This is a genomic window from Mesorhizobium ciceri WSM4083 (assembly GCF_000519305.1).
GTDB lineage: Bacteria > Pseudomonadota > Alphaproteobacteria > Rhizobiales > Rhizobiaceae > Mesorhizobium > Mesorhizobium ciceri_B.
In genome coordinates this window covers 992,563-1,008,325 of the sequence record NZ_JAFG01000003.1, presented here as the reverse complement: position 1 = coordinate 1,008,325, position 15,763 = coordinate 992,563, and the positions used below count along the sequence as shown (strand labels likewise).

The window sequence follows — 15,763 nt, the reverse complement described above, 5'->3', positions numbered from 1 at the left end:
CTTGTTTTGTCGAGTTTATTACAGAGATTTAAATCTCGGTCAACAATGAAGAGATGTTGACATTGTGCAATCGCTGGCCCTACCTTGTCGGAAAGCAGCCAAGAGACTGTGGGGAACAGCCATGCGAAACGGAAGCGACGTCATTGTCGTAGGTGCGGGTATTGTCGGATCGAGCGCCGCCTATCATCTGGCCAAAGCCGGTGTGAAGGTCACGTTGGTCGAGCAGACCCACCCCGCCGGCGGCCCGTCGGGCAAATCGTCGGCGCTGCTGCACGCCTTCTACCTGATGCCGGAATTGTCGCAGCTTTCCATACGTGGCCGCGAGATCCTGGTGTCGCTGCCGGAAATCGCCGGCGAAGGCTCTTTCGTCACCGAAATCGGCATGATGTGGGTCTGCGGCAACGACAACAAGGCGAGTTGGACGTCGGCGGCCGAACGCATCCGCGGCGAGGGCGCACGCATCGAGACATTGTCGCCGCAGGCCTTCGCCGACGCGGCACCCGGCTTTGCCCTGGACAATGTCGCAATGGCGCTGTGGGAGCCGGAATATGGGTATGCCGATGCCTTCGGCGCCACCAACGCCATCGCCCGAGCCGCTCGTGCCAACGGTGCCAAGGTCATGCAGAACACGCTGGTCGAGAGCCTTCAGCGGCAGGGCGACCGCATCACGGGTGTCACACTGACCGATGGAACCGTGCTGGAAGCCGATACTGTCGTCCTGGCTGCCGGGCCGTGGACGCGCCGCCTGCTGGCGACGGTCGGCCTCGATCTGCCGCTGCATGTCGAGCGCCATCCGATGGCCGTCCTCGACGCTGCCGGCAAGGCAAGGCAGGTCATGCCTTTCGCCTGGTGCGACGACATTTCCTGCAACTATGCGCGGCCCGACAATGACGGCGTCATCCTGGCCGGCACCTGGGCCGGCGGCGGCACCGGTCTGCGGCACGAACATGCGGGCCGTCCGCGCTTCGTCGAAAATCCCGATGACTACATGGAAGGTGTCGAGGAGCAGGAATCGGTCGAGATCCTGGAGACCTTCGCTGACAGAGTCCCGGCCATGGCCGAACTCGGCATCCGGCCGGGCTATGCCGGCCTCTACGACATGAGCCCCGACGATCTGCCGGTCATCGGCGCCATGCCCGGTGTCGAAGGGCTGGTCGTTTCGGCGGGGTCCTCCGGCCACGGCTTCAAGACCGGTCCAGCTGTCGGCGAGGCCGTGGCCAGGCTGGTCACCGAGGGCGCGCAACCGATCCTGGCGCCATTTTCGCCCAGCCGCTTCAGGGCCACGTGATGGCGTCGGTGACGATGAGCGAGAGCAAGCCCAGCGGCTTCATGCCGGCCGCGTTCCGCAACGCCACCGCCGATGCCCTGTGCATGGTGGCGGTGTTGCTGCTGGTCGCGCTTGCCGCCTTCATCTTCGGCGGCGCCGCCATGCAACGCGTCGTCACCTATGCCGCGATCATGCTGACGGCGGTGCTTGGCCTGCAGATATTCTCCGGCAACAGCGGCATCGTCTCGTTCGGCCAGGCGGCCTTTGTCGGCCTCGGCGCCTACGCCACCGGCATTCTCACCATGCCGACTGCACTGCAGCGAACGGCGCTGCGCGACCTGCCGCAATTCCTCGCCGGCCATCAACTCTCCTTCTTCGCGGCGCTGGCCGTCGTCCTGGCTCTCGCGGTCATCGTCGGCCTGTTGACCGGCACGCCGCTGCTCAGGCTTTCCGGATCGAGCGCTTCGATCGCAACGCTTGCCATGCTGATCATCGTTTACACGCTGCTGGTGGCCGGGCGCGAGATCACGCGCGGCAGTCAGCCATTCTATGGCGTGCCGCGCGAGGTCGGGCTGTGGACCGCCGCCGCGATCGCTTCGGTGGCGCTGGTGGCGGCGAGGCTGTTTCGCGAAACCTCCTTCGGCCTTGCCAGCCGAGCCGCCGCCAATGACGAGCGCGGTGCCGCCGCGGTCGGGGTCGACCAGCGCACGGCGCGGCTGGCCGCTTGGGTGGCTGGTGTCGTCGCTGCCATGGCCGCCGGCGCCATGATGGCGCAGTTTCTGGGTGCGTTCTCGCCGCGCGATTTCTATTTCGACCTAGGCTTCACCATGCTTGCCATGCTGATCGTCGGCGGCATGACCTCGTCGCTCGGCGCTTTCGCCGGCGTCATCGTCACCATCGTTTTGGTCGAAGTAGTGCGCCGCTTCGAAGGCGGTGGCGAAGTGCTCGGCCTGCATCTGCCTGTCCTGTTCGGCTTGACCCAGGGCGTGCTGGCCATTGCCATGATCCTGGTCATCTGGCGGCGCCCGACCGGTCTGTTCGGCGAGCGTGAACTGAACCTGCTGCGCCGACCCGGACGCCAGGCCGTGACGGCTTCAACGGCGCCACCGCGGCATGTCGAGAGTGACCGGCTCTCCGCTGAGCATCTGTCGCGCCGCTATGCCGGCGTCGTTGCCGTCGACGACGTCAGCCTGAGTTTCGAAACGGACAGCATCACCGGCATCATCGGCCCCAATGGCGCTGGCAAGACGACGCTGCTCAACATGCTTGCCGGTGATGTTAAGCCAAGTGCCGGTACCGTGTCGGTGGGTGGCGCGGTGCGGCAGGCTTCTGCCTTCCGCTTCGCCCGCTCCGGCGTTGCCCGCACCTTCCAGAACATCCGCGTCTTCCCGCACATGACCGTGCTCGAAAATGTCGTCGTCGCTGCACGCCAGGTGGAGCCGGATCTTGGCCATGCCGAGGCGGCGGCCATGAGTGAGCTCGCGCGCATGGGGCTGGAGAAATTTGCCGATCAGCCGGCCGCCAGGCTCGCCTACGGCCAGCGCCGCCGGCTCGAAGTGGCGCGCGCCCTGGCGTTGAAGCCGCGCTTCCTGCTGCTCGACGAACCGGCCGCCGGCATGAACGCCGTCGAGACCGCTGAACTGGTCTCGATCCTGTCGACGGTTCGCGCCGAGCGCCGCATCGGCGTCGTCCTGATCGAGCATGACATGCGGCTGGTGATGAACCTGTGCGAGCGCATCGTCGTCATCGATCATGGCCGCGTCATCGCCGACGGCACGCCGGGCGACGTCCAGAAGAACCCTGCCGTTATCGCCGCCTATCTCGGCAGCCGTACGGCGCGGGCCAAGACCGCAAAGCCTGAAAACCAGACCGCATAGACCGCAACGACCAACGATAAAAATCCAGAAGGAGAACCGACATGCCAAGCCTCTATCGCCTCCATCGCGCCGCCCTGTGCGCGGCCGTGTTCGGCATCGCCGCCATTTCGACGGCCAGCGCCGAGGAAATCATCATCGGTGCCGCGACCGCGCAGACAGGTGGCCTCGCTCCCTACGACCAGCCGGCACTTGCCGGCCTGCGCATGTCGCTCGACGAGCTCAACGCCAAGGGTGGCCTCGCTGGCAAATACACCGTCAAGCTTTTGATCAAGGACACCCGCTCCGACACCGCGCAGACCGCCACCGTCGCCCAGGAACTGATCGACGCCGGCGCCAAGATCATGATCACTCCGTGCGATGCCGATCCCTCGATTTCCGCGGGCCAATTGACCCAGCCGCTCGGCATTCCGACCTTGACGCTGTGCGGCTCCGCCCCGGTGCTCACCGGCGCGGTAGGCGACGTCATGTTCGGCACCTATCCGGCCGACAATGTGCAGGCGACGGCGGTCGCCGACTTCGCCGTCTCCGAAGGCAAGAAGAAGGTGTTCCTGCTGACCTCGCCGGACTCCACCTACACCGCCAATCTGCCGGAATATTTCGGCAAGGTGTTCGAGAAGAAGGGCGGCGCCATTGTCGGCCGCGGCACCTTCAGCATGGGCCAGCCCGACTTTTCCGCCGAGATCACCAACATCAAGGGCCTGGCCGACAAACCCGACCTGATCATGACGGCGGCCTACGAGCCGGATTTCCCGGCCTTCATCCAGCAATTGCGTGGCGCCGGCATCACCATCCCGGTCTATGGCGCCGATGCCATCGGCACGCCGACCATCAAGGCGCTCGGCAAACTGGTCGATGGCGTCGTCTACACCGCGGCCGGCTATGCCGAGCCGGGCAGCAAGCTCGAGGCCTTCAATACCGCCTTCACCAAATATGCCGGCCACGCACCGGAATCCACCTATGAGGTCAATGGCTACGAGATAGGCCTGATCCTCGACCAGGCGGTCAAGACGGCGGGCTCCGACGACCCGAGGGCGATCCGCGACGCCATCGCCGGCCTCAAGGATTTCGAAGGCATTACCGGCAAGATCACCTATGCCGGCACCGACCGAATGCCGCTGCGGCCAGTGGCGCTGATGCGCTACGAGGGCGGCGAGGGCAAGCATGTCGAGACCCTGATCCCCGACGCCGCCGACGTTCCGGCGCCGTGATGTCATGCTGAGCGTCGAAGCCCTGAAAATCCGGTACGGCGAGGTCGAGGCGGTGCGCCGCGTCGACCTCACCGTCGGCAGCGGCGAGATCATCGCTCTGGTCGGCGCCAACGGCGCCGGCAAGAGCTCGACGCTCGGCGCCGTCGCCGGGCTGGTGCCGGCGGCGTCCGGCAAGGTCGTCTTCGACGGTGTCGACATCACCGGCCTGGCGCCGGAGGCGATAGCCCGCAAGGGCGTCGCGCTGGTGCCGGAAGGCCGCCGTATCTTCGCCAGCCTGACGGTGGCCGACAATCTGCGTCTCGGCGGCGCGGTGCATCAGCCGGCGGCCGAGGCGCGGTTGCGCGAAGAGGAGATGCTGGAGCTGTTCCCGATCCTGCGCCGCTACCACCGCGTCAAGGGCGGCAATCTGTCGGGCGGCGAGCAGCAGATGCTGGCCATCGCCCGCGCGCTGATGGGCAAGCCGCGCATGATCCTGCTCGACGAGCCCTCGCTCGGGCTTGCCCCGCAACTGATCGACACCGTCTTCGACCTGATCGCCGAACTGCGCCGCAAGGGCCTGACCATCCTTCTGGTCGAACAGAATGTGGCGCTGGCGCTCGAAATCGCCGACCGCGCCGTGGTGCTCGCCAATGGCGAGGTGGTGCTGTCGGGCACGGCAAAAGAACTCGCCTCCTCGGACCTCGTCCGCCAAGCCTATCTAGGAGCTTAAGAAGCATGATCGCGCAGCAGATCATCAATGCGGTGAGCCTCGGCGGCGTCTATGCGCTGCTAGCGCTCGGGCTGGCGATCGTCTTTTCCATCGTCGGCCTCATCAACTTCGCCCATGGCGAGCTGATGACCCTGTCGGGCTATGCGCTTCTGGCCTCGCTGGTGCTCGGCTTTCCCTTCCCGGTGGCGGTGCTTGTCGCCGTGTCCTGCGGCGCGCTCGCCGCTGTCGCCATGGAGCGTATCGCGTTCAGGCCGATGCGCGGCGCCAGCGTCACCAGTCTGCTGTTGACCAGCTTTGCCGTCTCCAGCCTGTTGAAAGTCGTCTTCCAGAACGGCATTTCGGCGCGGCCGCAGGCTGTCGCCATGCCCGGCTGGATGACCGGCGCCTTCTCCTTCGGCGACTTCACCATCGGCGTCGGTCCCAGCATCTCCATCGTCGTCTCCGCACTGGCGCTGATTGCGCTCGAAGTCTTCCTGCGCCGCTCGGTGACCGGCACGGCGATGCGCGCCGCGGCGGAAGATTTCGACGTCGTTCGCCTGATGGGCATTCCGGCCAGCCGCATCATCGCCACCGCCTTCCTGCTCTCCGGCCTGCTGGCCGGGCTGGCGGCCATGCTGTGGGTGGCGCAGCGTGCCTCGGTCGACCCCCTGATGGGCTTCACGCCGGTGCTGAAGGCGTTCATCGCAGCCGTCGTCGGCGGGCTGGGCAGCTTGCCCGGTGCGGTCGCTGGCGGCTTCCTGCTCGGCATCATCGAGGTGTTGCTGCAGGCGACATTGCCGGGAGCGATCGCGCCCTATCGCGACGCCATCGTGCTGTCGGGTGTCATCGCCGTGCTGCTGGTTCGCCCGCAAGGCCTGATCCCGGCGGTCCGCGCCCAGCGAAGCTGACCTGATGTACACCAAGCCCGAGTTCGCGCCACTGTCGCGCGACGAGGTGTTCGGCCTGATCGAGGCCGCGGCCTTCGCCACGGCGGTGACAGCGGGACCGCAGGGCCTTGCCGTCTCGCATCTTCCCTTCGTGCTCGATCGCGCGCGGGGTGAAAACGGAACTCTGGTCTCGCATCTCGCCAGGGCCAATCCGCACAGCACCTTGATCAGCGAAGGCAGGGAGACCGTCGCCATCTTCCACGGCCCGCACGGCTATATCTCGCCGTCCTGGTATCCGCGCAATCCGGTGCGCGACAGCGCGCCGACCTGGAACTTTGCCGTGGTGCATTGCCATGGGCATCCGGTTCCGCTCGACGATCACGCCACCGCCCGGCATCTCCTGCAGCTTGTCGACGTGCTGGAAAAAGATCGCGACGATCGCTGGCGCATGCGCGAGCTGGGACCAGGCGGCATGGAACGACGCATACCTGGTATCATCGGGTTCGACCTGCCGATCGGGCGGCTCGAAGCCAAGTTCAAGATGGGACAGGATGAGCGCCTCTATGACACAGGCGGGGCTATCGGGGCGCTGGAACAAAACGATCCGGCGCTGGCGGCGATGATGAAGGCGCACAACGCGCATCGCCAGGACTGACCGCCTGCATGCGGCAAGGATAAGAAAAAATGATCCCCAATCTCAACATCGTTCCCTTCGTCAGCGTCGATCATATGATGAAGCTGGTGCTGAAGATCGGCGTCGAGCGCTTCCTCGTCGAACTCGCTGGCTACATCGAGGATGATTTCCGCCGCTGGGAGCTGTTCGACAAGACGCCGCGCGTCGCCTCGCACAGCGCCGAGGGCGTCATCGAGTTGATGCCGACCAGCGACGGCGAGGTCTACGGCTTCAAATATGTCAACGGCCACCCCAAGAACATGCGCGAGGGCCGCCAGACGGTGACGGCTTTCGGCATGCTCGCCGATGTCCACAATGGCTATCCTGTCTTGCTATCCGAAATGACGATCCTGACCGCACTGCGCACGGCGGCGATGTCGGCTCTGGCCGCCAAATACCTGGCGCCGGCCGGCTCCAGCTGCATGGCGCTGATCGGCAATGGCGCCCAGGCCGAATTCCAGGCGGTGGCCTTCAAGGCGCTGCTCGGCGTCGACAGGCTGAGGCTTTACGATATCGACCGCACTGCCACCGAAAAATGCATCCGTAATCTCGCCGGTCTCGGCTTCGACATGATCGCCTGCGGCACCGCGCAGGAGGCGGTCGAAGGGGCTGATATCATCACCACCGTCACCGCCGACAAGCAGTACGCCACCATCCTCACCGACAATATGGTCGGCTCCGGCGTGCACATCAACGCGGTCGGCGGCGACTGTCCGGGCAAGACCGAGCTGCACCGCGACATCCTGCTGCGCTCCGACATCTTCGTCGAATATCCGCCGCAGACGCGCATCGAGGGCGAGATCCAGCAGCTTGCACCGGATCATGAGGTGACCGAGCTGTGGCAGGTGATGTCAGGCGCCGTGCAAGGTCGGCGCGATGCCGGCCAGATCACGCTGTTCGATTCGGTCGGCTTCGCCATCGAGGATTTTTCGGCACTGCGCTATGTCAGGGATCAGCTGCGCTCGACCGGCCTCTACCAGGAACTCGACATGCTGGCCGACCCCGACGAGCCGCGCGACCTGTTCGGCATGTTGCTGAGAGCGGCCCAGCATGGTTGAGATGAGCGTTGTTCAGCCAGCCAGGCCCCACATGGCATCCGGCACCACCACCAGCTTGCCGACGAAATCCTTGGCGATGAAATCCGCCTGCGCATGGTGGAAATCGGAGAGCTTGTAGACGCCGCCGACCAGCGGTCGGATTTTTCTCGCCTCGATGTACCCAACGATGCGACGGAAATCCGCGCGGGTGCCCTGGCTTGAGCCATGCAGCTGCAATTGCTTCAGGTACATGGTCCTGAGATCGAGCTGCACCACCGGGCCGGCAATCGCGCCTGCGGTAGTGTAACGGCCCTCGGGTCGCAGGATGCGAAGCAAGTCGTTGAAGATGGCGCCGCCGACGAGGTCGGCGACCACATCGATCGGCTGGCCGCCGGTCGCCTCGTTCACGGCTTGCGGCAGGTCGGCGACGCCACGGGTGATGACGGCCTCGGCACCGATGTCGCGCACCGCCTGTTCCTTGCCCTTGCCGACGACCGCATAGGGAATGGCACCGCGCGCCCGCGCCAGCTGCACGATGCCGGAACCGACGCCGCCCGAGGCGCCGGTGACCAGAACGCGCTCGCCGGCCTTCAAGCCGGCGCGCTCCAGCATCTGCTCGCCCGTCAGATAGGCGCAGCAGAAGGTGGCGAGTTCGATATCGCTCATGTCGGTGTCGACCACATGCGCATTCTCGGCCGGCACGGCCTGGTACTCGGCGTAGCCGCCGTCGCGGCCATGGCCCATATAGTCGATGTCGGCGAGTGAATCGTCGTCGCGGTTGTAGATCGAGAAATCGACCATCACCCGTTCGCCGATACGGTCGGGCGACACACCTTCGCCGACGGCGGCGATGACACCGACAGTGTCGGTGCCCTGGATGCGCGGGAAGCTCAATGTGTTGCCCTGGCGCCGCCAGGTCGACACAGCCGCGGCATCCTCCTCCGTGCCATAGGCGCCCTGGCGCACCCAGACATCGGTGTTGTTCATGCCGCAAGCGCTGACCTTGACCAGCACTTCACCTGGCGCAGGCGCGGGCACTTTCACATCGCTGCGGTAGATGAGTTTTTCCGGTCCGCCGTGCCCGGTGAGCAGCACGGCGGCCATGGTGGCGGGGAGAGTTATGGTCACGGCATTCATAGTCGATCTCAGAGATTGGCAAACACGCTCTTGACCGCATCGGCGGTCTTCGAAACGACGATGTCGGCTTCCTCGCGGGTCAGGCACAGCGGCGGCGCAAATCCAAGAATGTCGCCCTGCGGCATGGCGCGGCCGATGACGCCGCTTGCGGCAAGTGCCGTCGCCACCTGCGGGCCGATCTTTTGCGAAGCGTCGAAGAACACCCGGTCGTCTCTGTCGGCAACGAACTCGACCGCCGCCAGCATGCCGTCGCCGCGCACGTCACCGACATTCCGGTGGCCGCCGACAGCCTTGGCCAGTTCGGCGCGGAAATAGGCGCCGGTCTCCTTGGCATTCGTCACCAAATCCATCTCGTCGATCAGTTCGAGATTGGCGACACCCGCGGCAACGCAGATCGGATGCGCCGCATAGGTCCAGCCATGACCGAGCGAACCGAGCTTGTCGGAACCCTCTACCAGCACCTGCCACATCTTGTCGGCGACGATGACGCCCGACAGCGGCGCATAGGCCGAGGTCAGGCCCTTGGCGATGGTGATCAGGTCCGGCTTGATGCCGTAATGGTCGGAGCCGAACATGGTGCCCAGCCGGCCGAAGCCCGTCACCACCTCGTCGGCGACCAGCAGCACGTCGTACTTCTTCAGCACCGCCTGGATTTTCTCCCAGTAGAAGGCCGGCGGCGGCACGATGCCGCCAGTGCCGAGAATAGGCTCGCCGATGAAGGCCGCGACGGTTTCCGGACCCTCAGCCAGGATCATCTCCTCGAGCTTGTCGGCGCAATGCTGTGAAAACTGCTCTTCGCTCATCGAGCGGTCGGCGCGACGGAAATAATAGGGCGCCTCGGTGTGCAGGATCGGCGCGCGCGGCAGGTCGAAGGCGTTGTGGAACAGGTCGAGCCCGGTCAGCGAACCGGTCATCACGCCCGAGCCGTGATAGCCGCGCCAGCGCGAGATGATCTTCTTTTTCTCCGGCCGGCCCAGCACGTTGTTGTAGTACCATATCAGCTTGATGTTGGTTTCGTTGGCATCCGAACCGGAGAGGCCGAAATAGACCCGCGACATGCCTTGCGGCGCGCGGTCGATGATCATCTTGGAAAGCGTGATCGAGGCCTCGGTGCCGTGGCCGACATAGGCGTGGTAGTAAGCGAGGTTCTTCGCCTGGTTGGCGATGGCGTCGGCGATCTTCTGACGGCCGTAGCCGACATTGACGCAGTAGAGGCCGGCGAAGGCATCGAGGCTCTTCCTGCCATTGTTGTCCCAGACGGTGACGCCTTCGCCGCCGGCCATGATGCGCGTCGGGCTCTCGCCCCGCGCATGCGTGCCCATATGCGTGGAGGGATGGAAGAAGTGGTCGCGATCCCAGGCGGCGAGTTCGTTGGACTGGTCGAGCATTCTTTGACTCCTTGAAAGGTCCGGGTGGGTCTAAGCCACGTCCAGGCAGAGATACTTGATGTCAGTAAAGACTTCGAGCCCGTGGCGCGAGCCTTCGCGCCCGATGCCCGATTGCTTGACGCCGCCGAACGGGATCGGCGCGCCGGTGATCTTGACGCGGTTGATGGCGACCATGCCGTAGTCGAGCGCGCGGCCCATGCGCTGCTGCCGGCCGCCATTCTCGGTCACGACATAGGCGACGAGGCCATATTCGGTGGCGTTGGCGCGGGTGATCACTTCGTCCTCGCTGTCGAAAGGCGTCACGGCGGCAACCGGGCCAAAGGTCTCCTCGCGCATGATCAGTGCTTCGTCGGTGACATCGGCCAGCAGTGTCGGCTGGTAGAACAGGGGGCCAGCCTGATGTCGCTTGCCGCCGGTGAGGCAGCGCGCGCCGTGAGCGACGGCATCGGCGACCTGTTCCTCGACCTTCTTGACGGCGCGCTCGTGCATCAGCGGGCCGATGTCGGTGTCATCTGCAAGGCCATTGCCGGTCCGCAGCGCCTCGATGCGAGCGGTGAAAGCTGCGCAGAAGCGATCGTAGATCGGACGCTGGACGTAGATGCGGTTGGCGGCGAGGCAGTCCTGGCCCGACGTGGCGAATTTGGCGTCGATGGCAATGCTCACCGCTTTGTCCAGATCGGCATCGGCAAAGACGATCAGTGGGGCATGGCCGCCAAGCTCCATCACCAGCCGCTTCATGGTCGCAGCACTCTGCGCGGCGATCAGCCGGCCGATCTCGGTCGAGCCGGTGAAACTCATGGCGCGGACGCGCGGGTCTTCGCACATCCGCCCGACGATGGTCGAAGCCTTGCCGGTGATGATGTTGAAGACGCCGGCGGGCAGGCCGGCTCGTTCGCCGAGCTCGGCCAGCGCCAGCGCCGACAGCGGCGTTTCCGAGGACGGATGCGCAACGATGGTGCAGCCGGCGGCAAGGGCTGCCGCAGCCTTGCGGGTCAGCATCGCCGACGGAAAATTCCACGGCGTGACGACGCCGACGACACCGAGCGGCTCGCGCCGAACCATCATTTCAGCGCCCGGCAGATGGCTGGTAACGCTCTCGGCGTTGAGGCGTTTTGCTTCTTCGGCATACCATTCGACGAAGGAAGCGGCATAGTCGATTTCGCCCAGCGACTCCTGCAGCGGCTTGCCCTGTTCCAGCGTCATCAGCAGAGCGAGGTCTTGCTTTGCAGCGATGATCAGCTCGAACCATTTTCGCAGAATTTTGGAACGCTCCTGCGGCAATAGCGCCCGCCAGGCCGGGAAGGCACGCGCGGCGGCATCAATCGCCTTTGTCGTCTGCCGGCCATCGAGCGCGGAGACGAAAGCGACTGTGGTGCCGGTGGCCGGATCGTTGACCTCGAAGCTTTCGGCGGCCTCGCTTGCGGTCCAGTGGCCATCGACATAGGCGAGTTCACGCAGCAGCCGGCGGTCGGCGAGGCGATCGAGCGCTTCATGGCGATGCGAGCGGGCGAAATGCGCGGACATGGTCAAAGCCTCCCGGTTCGGACTGATGTGGGAAGACTATCCGCCCGATGCAGATAGAGAGGCTGTTTGGAAGTCCTGACGTAGAGAGACTCTCTCTATCGGGTTGCCCGGCGAGAGGATCTCTCTGCTCCTATGAAGACGCCGGCAAAAGCTCTGCGAGGGGCAGCGCCACCTCGTCCTTTACGGTCTTGATGACGATGTAGGTGAAGTAGCGATCGATGCCGATCTCGCGTTCCAGCAAGCCATCGACCAGCCGCTGATAGGCGTCGATATCGCGCGCCATTACCTTCAACAGATAGTCGACGCCGCCGCCGACAGACCAGCAGGCGACGATCTCGGGAACATCGCGGATAACGCGCTCGAAACGGTCGAAATCGGCCTGGCGGTGGTTTGCCAGGGTCACCTCCATCAGCACGGTGGCAACGGGTGCCACGACGCGCATGGCGATCCTGGCGTGGTAGCCCGAGACGATGCCGGCCTTCTCCAGCTTGCGCAGCCGCATCCAGCACGGCGTCGGCGACAGTCCGACCTGTTCGGCCAGTGCCAGCTTGGTGATGCGTCCGTCGCGCTGGATGGCGTCGAGGATTTTCAGGTCGATCGGGTCGAGTTTCGCTGATGTCATCAGGGCTCACTTTTCGTCCGAGTACCATGACGGCGCATTATTTCGATTGTCAATTGCACTGATTTCGATCTCTAATAAGTCATGACATTGTGGCAACCCGATCCCGCGCTCATCCGGCGCCCGGCCTATCAATCGCTGGCCGACCAGTTCGCGCGCGCCATCCATGACGGGCGCCTTGCCAATGGCGCGCGTCTGCCGACCCATCGCCGGCTGGCCGACGATCTGAAACTTTCGGTGCAGACGGTCAGCCGCGCCTATGAGGAACTGATCCGGCGCGGCCTGATTTCGGGCGAGATCGGCCGCGGCAGCTTCGTCCAGACGCAGCGCCGCGAGCCGGAGCCGCCGTATCTGCCGGAGCGACTGGGCGAAGTCATCGATCTGTCTATTCTGAAGCCGGTCTGCGAGCCGATGCATCTGGAGCGGCTGAAGCAGGCGCTGGGCTGGCTGGCGGAAAACCTGCCATCGAGTTCAGCACTTTCGTTCCGGCCCAACATGGTGTTCCCCCGCCACCGCGGGGTGGCGGTCGAATGGTTGAGACTGTGCGGGCTCGACACCTCCGCGCAGAACATCAGCCTGACCAACGGCGCCACCGCCGGCATGACGGTGGCGCTGATGAGCGTTGCGCCGCCGGGCTCGACGGTCGCCACGGAGGCGATCGGCCATCACACGCTGGTGCCGCTGGCGCGCTATCTCGGCTTCAACCTGGAAGGGCTGCCGATCGACGACAACGGCTTGATCCCGGAGGCGCTGGACGAGGCCTGCCGGCTTTCCGACATCCGCGCGGTCTTCGTGCAGCCCTCGGTCATCAATCCGACGGCGACGCTGATGGATGCGCGGCGGCGCGAAGAAATCGCCGCGGTCGCGCGCAAGCACGACATCGCCATCATCGAGAACGATGTGCTGGGTCCGCTGGTCGAAGACCGGCCACCGCCGGTTGCCGCGTTCGCGCCGGAGCGCACGCTCTACGTCACCTCCTTCACCAAGATCACCGTGCCCGGCCTCCGCATCGGCTATCTCGCCGCGCCCGACCGCTACGTCGCCGCCGTCGCCAACCGGCATCTGGTTTCGAACTGGATGGCGACGCCGCTGGTGGCCGAGATCGCCACAAAGTGGGTAACCGACGGCACGGCGATGGAGCTTGTCCACTGGCAGCGCGGGGCTTTGCGGCGCCGGCAGGATATTGCAGCGCAAGTGCTGGCGGGGGTCGACTATCGCGCCCGGCGCGACGGGTTGCATGTCTGGCTGCAACTGCCGGCCGACCGGGCCGAGGAAAGCTTTGTCGCCCAGGCTCGCCTGCAGGGCGTAGCGATCGCACCCGGAACATCCTTCCGTATTTCGGGCGCGCCCTGGCATCCGGCGGTACGTATCTCGCTGGGTTCGACCACCGAGGGGGAACTGCGCGCCGGCCTCGGCGTTGTCACCAAGCTTTTGCTCGGCGATCCGGAGCATCTGCTGCTCGCCATCTAGGCCCGGTTTGCTCGGAAATTGTGCGGAATCAGAATAATTGTCATGATATTATTTTCCCAATTGACATGATTTGGCGCGTTCCGCATCGTTAAGGGGCACAGGCTTCTCCAGCACGGGGAATTTATTTGTCCGCATCAGCGCCCATCATCAAGATCGACGACATCTCGAAGAGCTTCGGCAGCTTCAAGGTGCTGGACGGCCTGTCGATGCAGGTCATGCCCGGCGAGAAGCTGGCGCTGATCGGCCCGTCGGGCTCGGGCAAGACGACGATCCTGCGCATCCTGATGACGCTTGAGCGCATCGATGGCGGTCATATCCAGATCGACGGCGAGCAGCTCTACCACATGGAGCGCAATGGCCAGCTGCTGGCTGCCGATGAGCGGCATCTGACAAGGATGCGCCAAAAGATCGGCATGGTCTTCCAGCTGTTCAACCTGTTTCCGCACAAATGCGTCATGGACAATGTCACGCTGGCGCCGATGCTGACCAAGGGCACGCCACGGGCCGCCGCCGAAAAGCGGGCGATGGAACTGCTCGAAATGGTCGGCATGGCCGACAAGGCCAAGTCCATGCCGGCGCAGCTGTCCGGTGGCCAGAAGCAACGCGTGGCAATCGCCCGGGCGCTCGCGCTGTCGCCGAAGATCATGCTTTTCGACGAGGTGACGTCGGCGCTCGATCCGGAGCTGGTCGAGGAGGTGATGAACGTCATGCGCAAACTCGCCGCCGAGACCGACATGACCATGCTGCTTGTCACCCACGAGATGGGTTTCGCCCACGATTTCGCCGACCGGGTACTGTTCTTCGATCGTGGCAGGATCGTCGAGGAGGGCAAGCCGGACGAGATTTTCCGCAATCCCAAGCAGGAGCGTACGCAAGGCTTCCTGAAGAAGATCATCGCGGCCGGACATCGCGTCTGACCGCAATGCCCAGGGCGACGAAGTCGTCCCGAGGTGACGAGAGCCGCCTCGTAACAAAGCAAGACAAGAAACAAGGAGTTGGGAACAATGAAGAAGAAACTTGGCATTCTGGCTGGCGTTGCCGGTCTTGCACTGACGGCGGTGCTGGCCGCCTCGATCCCCGGTTCGGCCGACGACAGCAAGCTCGAACAGCTCAAGGCGCAAGGTTTCGCCCGCCTCGCCATCGCCAACGAGCCGCCCTATACGGCGGTCGCCGCCGACGGTAAGGTTTCGGGTGCCGCGCCCGATGTGGCCCGCGAGATATTCAAGCGGCTCGGCGTCGCCGACGTCGCCGCTTCGATCTCCGAATATGGTGCCATGATCCCCGGCCTGCAGGCCGGTCGCTTCGATGTCGTCACCGCCGGCCTGTTCATGAAGCCGGAACGCTGCGCCGCCGTCGTCTATTCCGAGCCGGTGCTTTGCGATGCCGAGGCGATGTTGGTGAAGAAGGGCAATCCGAAGGGCTTCAAGAGCTATGAGGATGTCGCCAAGGATACGACTGCGACCATCGGTGCGCCGGGCGGCGGCACCGAGGAGAAGCTCGCGCTCAATGCCGGCGTGCCGCGCGATCGCGTCATCGTCGTGCCGGATGGCCAGAGCGGCGTGAAGATGCTTCAGGATGGCCGCATCGACGCTTATTCGCTGCCCGTCCTGTCGATCAATGATCTGGTCAAGAAGGCCAACGATACGAACCTCGAAGTCATCGCTCCGGTGCAGGGCGCACCGGTCTATTGCGACGGCGCCGCCTTCAAGAAGGGCGACGAGGCATTGCGCGATGCCTTCGACGTCGAACTGGCCAAGATGAAGAAATCGGGTGAGTTCGCCAAGATCATCGAGCCCTACGGCTTCTCGGCCGCAGCCGCGATGTCGACCAGCCGCGACAAGCTCTGCGCGGCCAAGTGAAGTAAGGAAGGAAGACCCCCTCATCCGGCCCTTCGGGCCACCTTCTCCCCGCTGGGGAGAAGAGGCTGGCGCCGACGCTGGTGGTCTCCTCTCCCCGCCGGGGAGAGGTCGGCCGAGCGTAGCGGAGGC

The 15,763-nt window shown here is 64.8% G+C and carries 14 protein-coding genes; 10 read left to right on the top strand and 4 right to left on the bottom strand.

The window, feature by feature from the left end:
• Positions 1-121 precede the first annotated feature (121 nt).
• The 7 genes from MESCI2_RS0104990 to MESCI2_RS0104960 are packed head-to-tail and all read left to right on the top strand — an operon-like array spanning position 122 to position 7,658.
• A complete protein-coding gene (locus tag MESCI2_RS0104990) occupies positions 122-1,288 on the top strand; it encodes an NAD(P)/FAD-dependent oxidoreductase (protein WP_027035604.1) in 1,167 nt (388 codons plus the stop codon).
• A 14-nt stretch (positions 1,289-1,302) separates the two neighbouring features.
• Positions 1,303-3,144: a branched-chain amino acid ABC transporter ATP-binding protein/permease gene (locus MESCI2_RS0104985; RefSeq protein WP_245270219.1), complete on the top strand. Its 1,842-nt coding sequence runs from the start codon at positions 1,303-1,305 to the stop codon at positions 3,142-3,144.
• 41 nt (positions 3,145-3,185) lie between these two features.
• Positions 3,186-4,352, top strand: a complete 1,167-nt coding sequence (locus MESCI2_RS0104980; RefSeq protein WP_027035602.1) for an ABC transporter substrate-binding protein — start codon at positions 3,186-3,188, stop codon at positions 4,350-4,352.
• Positions 4,353-4,356: 4 nt separating this feature from the next.
• The gene (locus tag MESCI2_RS0104975; RefSeq protein ID WP_027035601.1) at positions 4,357-5,061 is read left to right on the top strand and encodes an ABC transporter ATP-binding protein; all 705 of its coding nucleotides are present in this window, start codon (positions 4,357-4,359) and stop codon (positions 5,059-5,061) included.
• Positions 5,062-5,066: 5 nt separating this feature from the next.
• Positions 5,067-5,948, top strand: a complete 882-nt coding sequence (locus MESCI2_RS0104970) for a branched-chain amino acid ABC transporter permease (protein ID WP_027035600.1) — start codon at positions 5,067-5,069, stop codon at positions 5,946-5,948.
• 4 nt (positions 5,949-5,952) lie between these two features.
• Positions 5,953-6,582: an FMN-binding negative transcriptional regulator gene (locus tag MESCI2_RS0104965; RefSeq protein WP_027035599.1), complete on the top strand. Its 630-nt coding sequence runs from the start codon at positions 5,953-5,955 to the stop codon at positions 6,580-6,582.
• 29 nt (positions 6,583-6,611) lie between these two features.
• On the top strand, positions 6,612-7,658 hold the full coding sequence (locus MESCI2_RS0104960; RefSeq protein WP_027035598.1) for an ornithine cyclodeaminase: 1,047 nt from the start codon (positions 6,612-6,614) through the stop codon (positions 7,656-7,658).
• A gap of 12 nt (positions 7,659-7,670) precedes the next feature.
• Here the strand turns inward: MESCI2_RS0104960 and MESCI2_RS0104955 are convergent, their stop codons facing one another.
• From MESCI2_RS0104955 to MESCI2_RS0104940, 4 genes are all read right to left on the bottom strand, one after another.
• Complete coding sequence (locus tag MESCI2_RS0104955; protein ID WP_027035597.1) at positions 7,671-8,774, bottom strand: alcohol dehydrogenase family protein; 1,104 nt, start codon at positions 8,772-8,774, stop codon at positions 7,671-7,673.
• Between the two features lie 8 nt (positions 8,775-8,782).
• Positions 8,783-10,162 (bottom strand): aspartate aminotransferase family protein, encoded by a 1,380-nt coding sequence (locus MESCI2_RS0104950; protein WP_027035596.1) that lies wholly within the window; start codon positions 10,160-10,162, stop codon positions 8,783-8,785.
• A gap of 30 nt (positions 10,163-10,192) precedes the next feature.
• Positions 10,193-11,686, bottom strand: a complete 1,494-nt coding sequence (locus MESCI2_RS0104945; protein WP_027035595.1) for an NAD-dependent succinate-semialdehyde dehydrogenase — start codon at positions 11,684-11,686, stop codon at positions 10,193-10,195.
• Between the two features lie 130 nt (positions 11,687-11,816).
• A complete protein-coding gene (locus MESCI2_RS0104940) occupies positions 11,817-12,308 on the bottom strand; it encodes an Lrp/AsnC family transcriptional regulator (protein WP_027035594.1) in 492 nt (163 codons plus the stop codon).
• An 81-nt stretch (positions 12,309-12,389) separates the two neighbouring features.
• Here MESCI2_RS0104940 and MESCI2_RS0104935 point away from each other — a divergent pair, with 81 nt between their 5' ends.
• The 3 genes from MESCI2_RS0104935 (at position 12,390) to ehuB (ending at position 15,634) form a co-directional block, all read left to right on the top strand.
• Positions 12,390-13,775 carry a PLP-dependent aminotransferase family protein gene (locus tag MESCI2_RS0104935; RefSeq protein ID WP_027035593.1) on the top strand — a complete coding sequence of 462 codons (1,386 nt, stop codon included), beginning with the start codon at positions 12,390-12,392 and terminating at the stop codon, positions 13,773-13,775.
• A gap of 125 nt (positions 13,776-13,900) precedes the next feature.
• Complete coding sequence (gene ehuA / locus MESCI2_RS0104930) at positions 13,901-14,692, top strand: ectoine/hydroxyectoine ABC transporter ATP-binding protein EhuA (protein ID WP_027035592.1); 792 nt, start codon at positions 13,901-13,903, stop codon at positions 14,690-14,692.
• A gap of 87 nt (positions 14,693-14,779) precedes the next feature.
• Positions 14,780-15,634 (top strand): ectoine/hydroxyectoine ABC transporter substrate-binding protein EhuB, encoded by an 855-nt coding sequence (gene ehuB / locus MESCI2_RS0104925; RefSeq protein WP_027035591.1) that lies wholly within the window; start codon positions 14,780-14,782, stop codon positions 15,632-15,634.
• The last annotated feature ends 129 nt before the right edge of the window (positions 15,635-15,763 follow it).

Bases quoted from the DNA above. Each gene is read 5' to 3' on its own strand.
- MESCI2_RS0104990 (WP_027035604.1), top strand. From the start codon at position 122: ATGCGAAACGGAAGCGACGTCATTGTCGTAGGTGCGGGTATTGTCGGA.
- MESCI2_RS0104985 (WP_245270219.1), top strand. From the start codon at position 1,303: ATGAGCGAGAGCAAGCCCAGCGGCTTCATGCCGGCCGCGTTCCGCAAC.
- MESCI2_RS0104980 (WP_027035602.1), top strand. From the start codon at position 3,186: ATGCCAAGCCTCTATCGCCTCCATCGCGCCGCCCTGTGCGCGGCCGTG.
- MESCI2_RS0104975 (WP_027035601.1), top strand. From the start codon at position 4,357: ATGCTGAGCGTCGAAGCCCTGAAAATCCGGTACGGCGAGGTCGAGGCG.
- MESCI2_RS0104970 (WP_027035600.1), top strand. From the start codon at position 5,067: ATGATCGCGCAGCAGATCATCAATGCGGTGAGCCTCGGCGGCGTCTAT.
- MESCI2_RS0104965 (WP_027035599.1), top strand. From the start codon at position 5,953: ATGTACACCAAGCCCGAGTTCGCGCCACTGTCGCGCGACGAGGTGTTC.
- MESCI2_RS0104960 (WP_027035598.1), top strand. From the start codon at position 6,612: ATGATCCCCAATCTCAACATCGTTCCCTTCGTCAGCGTCGATCATATG.
- MESCI2_RS0104955 (WP_027035597.1), bottom strand. From the start codon at position 8,774: ATGAATGCCGTGACCATAACTCTCCCCGCCACCATGGCCGCCGTGCTG.
- MESCI2_RS0104950 (WP_027035596.1), bottom strand. From the start codon at position 10,162: ATGCTCGACCAGTCCAACGAACTCGCCGCCTGGGATCGCGACCACTTC.
- MESCI2_RS0104945 (WP_027035595.1), bottom strand. From the start codon at position 11,686: ATGTCCGCGCATTTCGCCCGCTCGCATCGCCATGAAGCGCTCGATCGC.
- MESCI2_RS0104940 (WP_027035594.1), bottom strand. From the start codon at position 12,308: ATGACATCAGCGAAACTCGACCCGATCGACCTGAAAATCCTCGACGCC.
- MESCI2_RS0104935 (WP_027035593.1), top strand. From the start codon at position 12,390: ATGACATTGTGGCAACCCGATCCCGCGCTCATCCGGCGCCCGGCCTAT.
- ehuB (WP_027035591.1), top strand. From the start codon at position 14,780: ATGAAGAAGAAACTTGGCATTCTGGCTGGCGTTGCCGGTCTTGCACTG.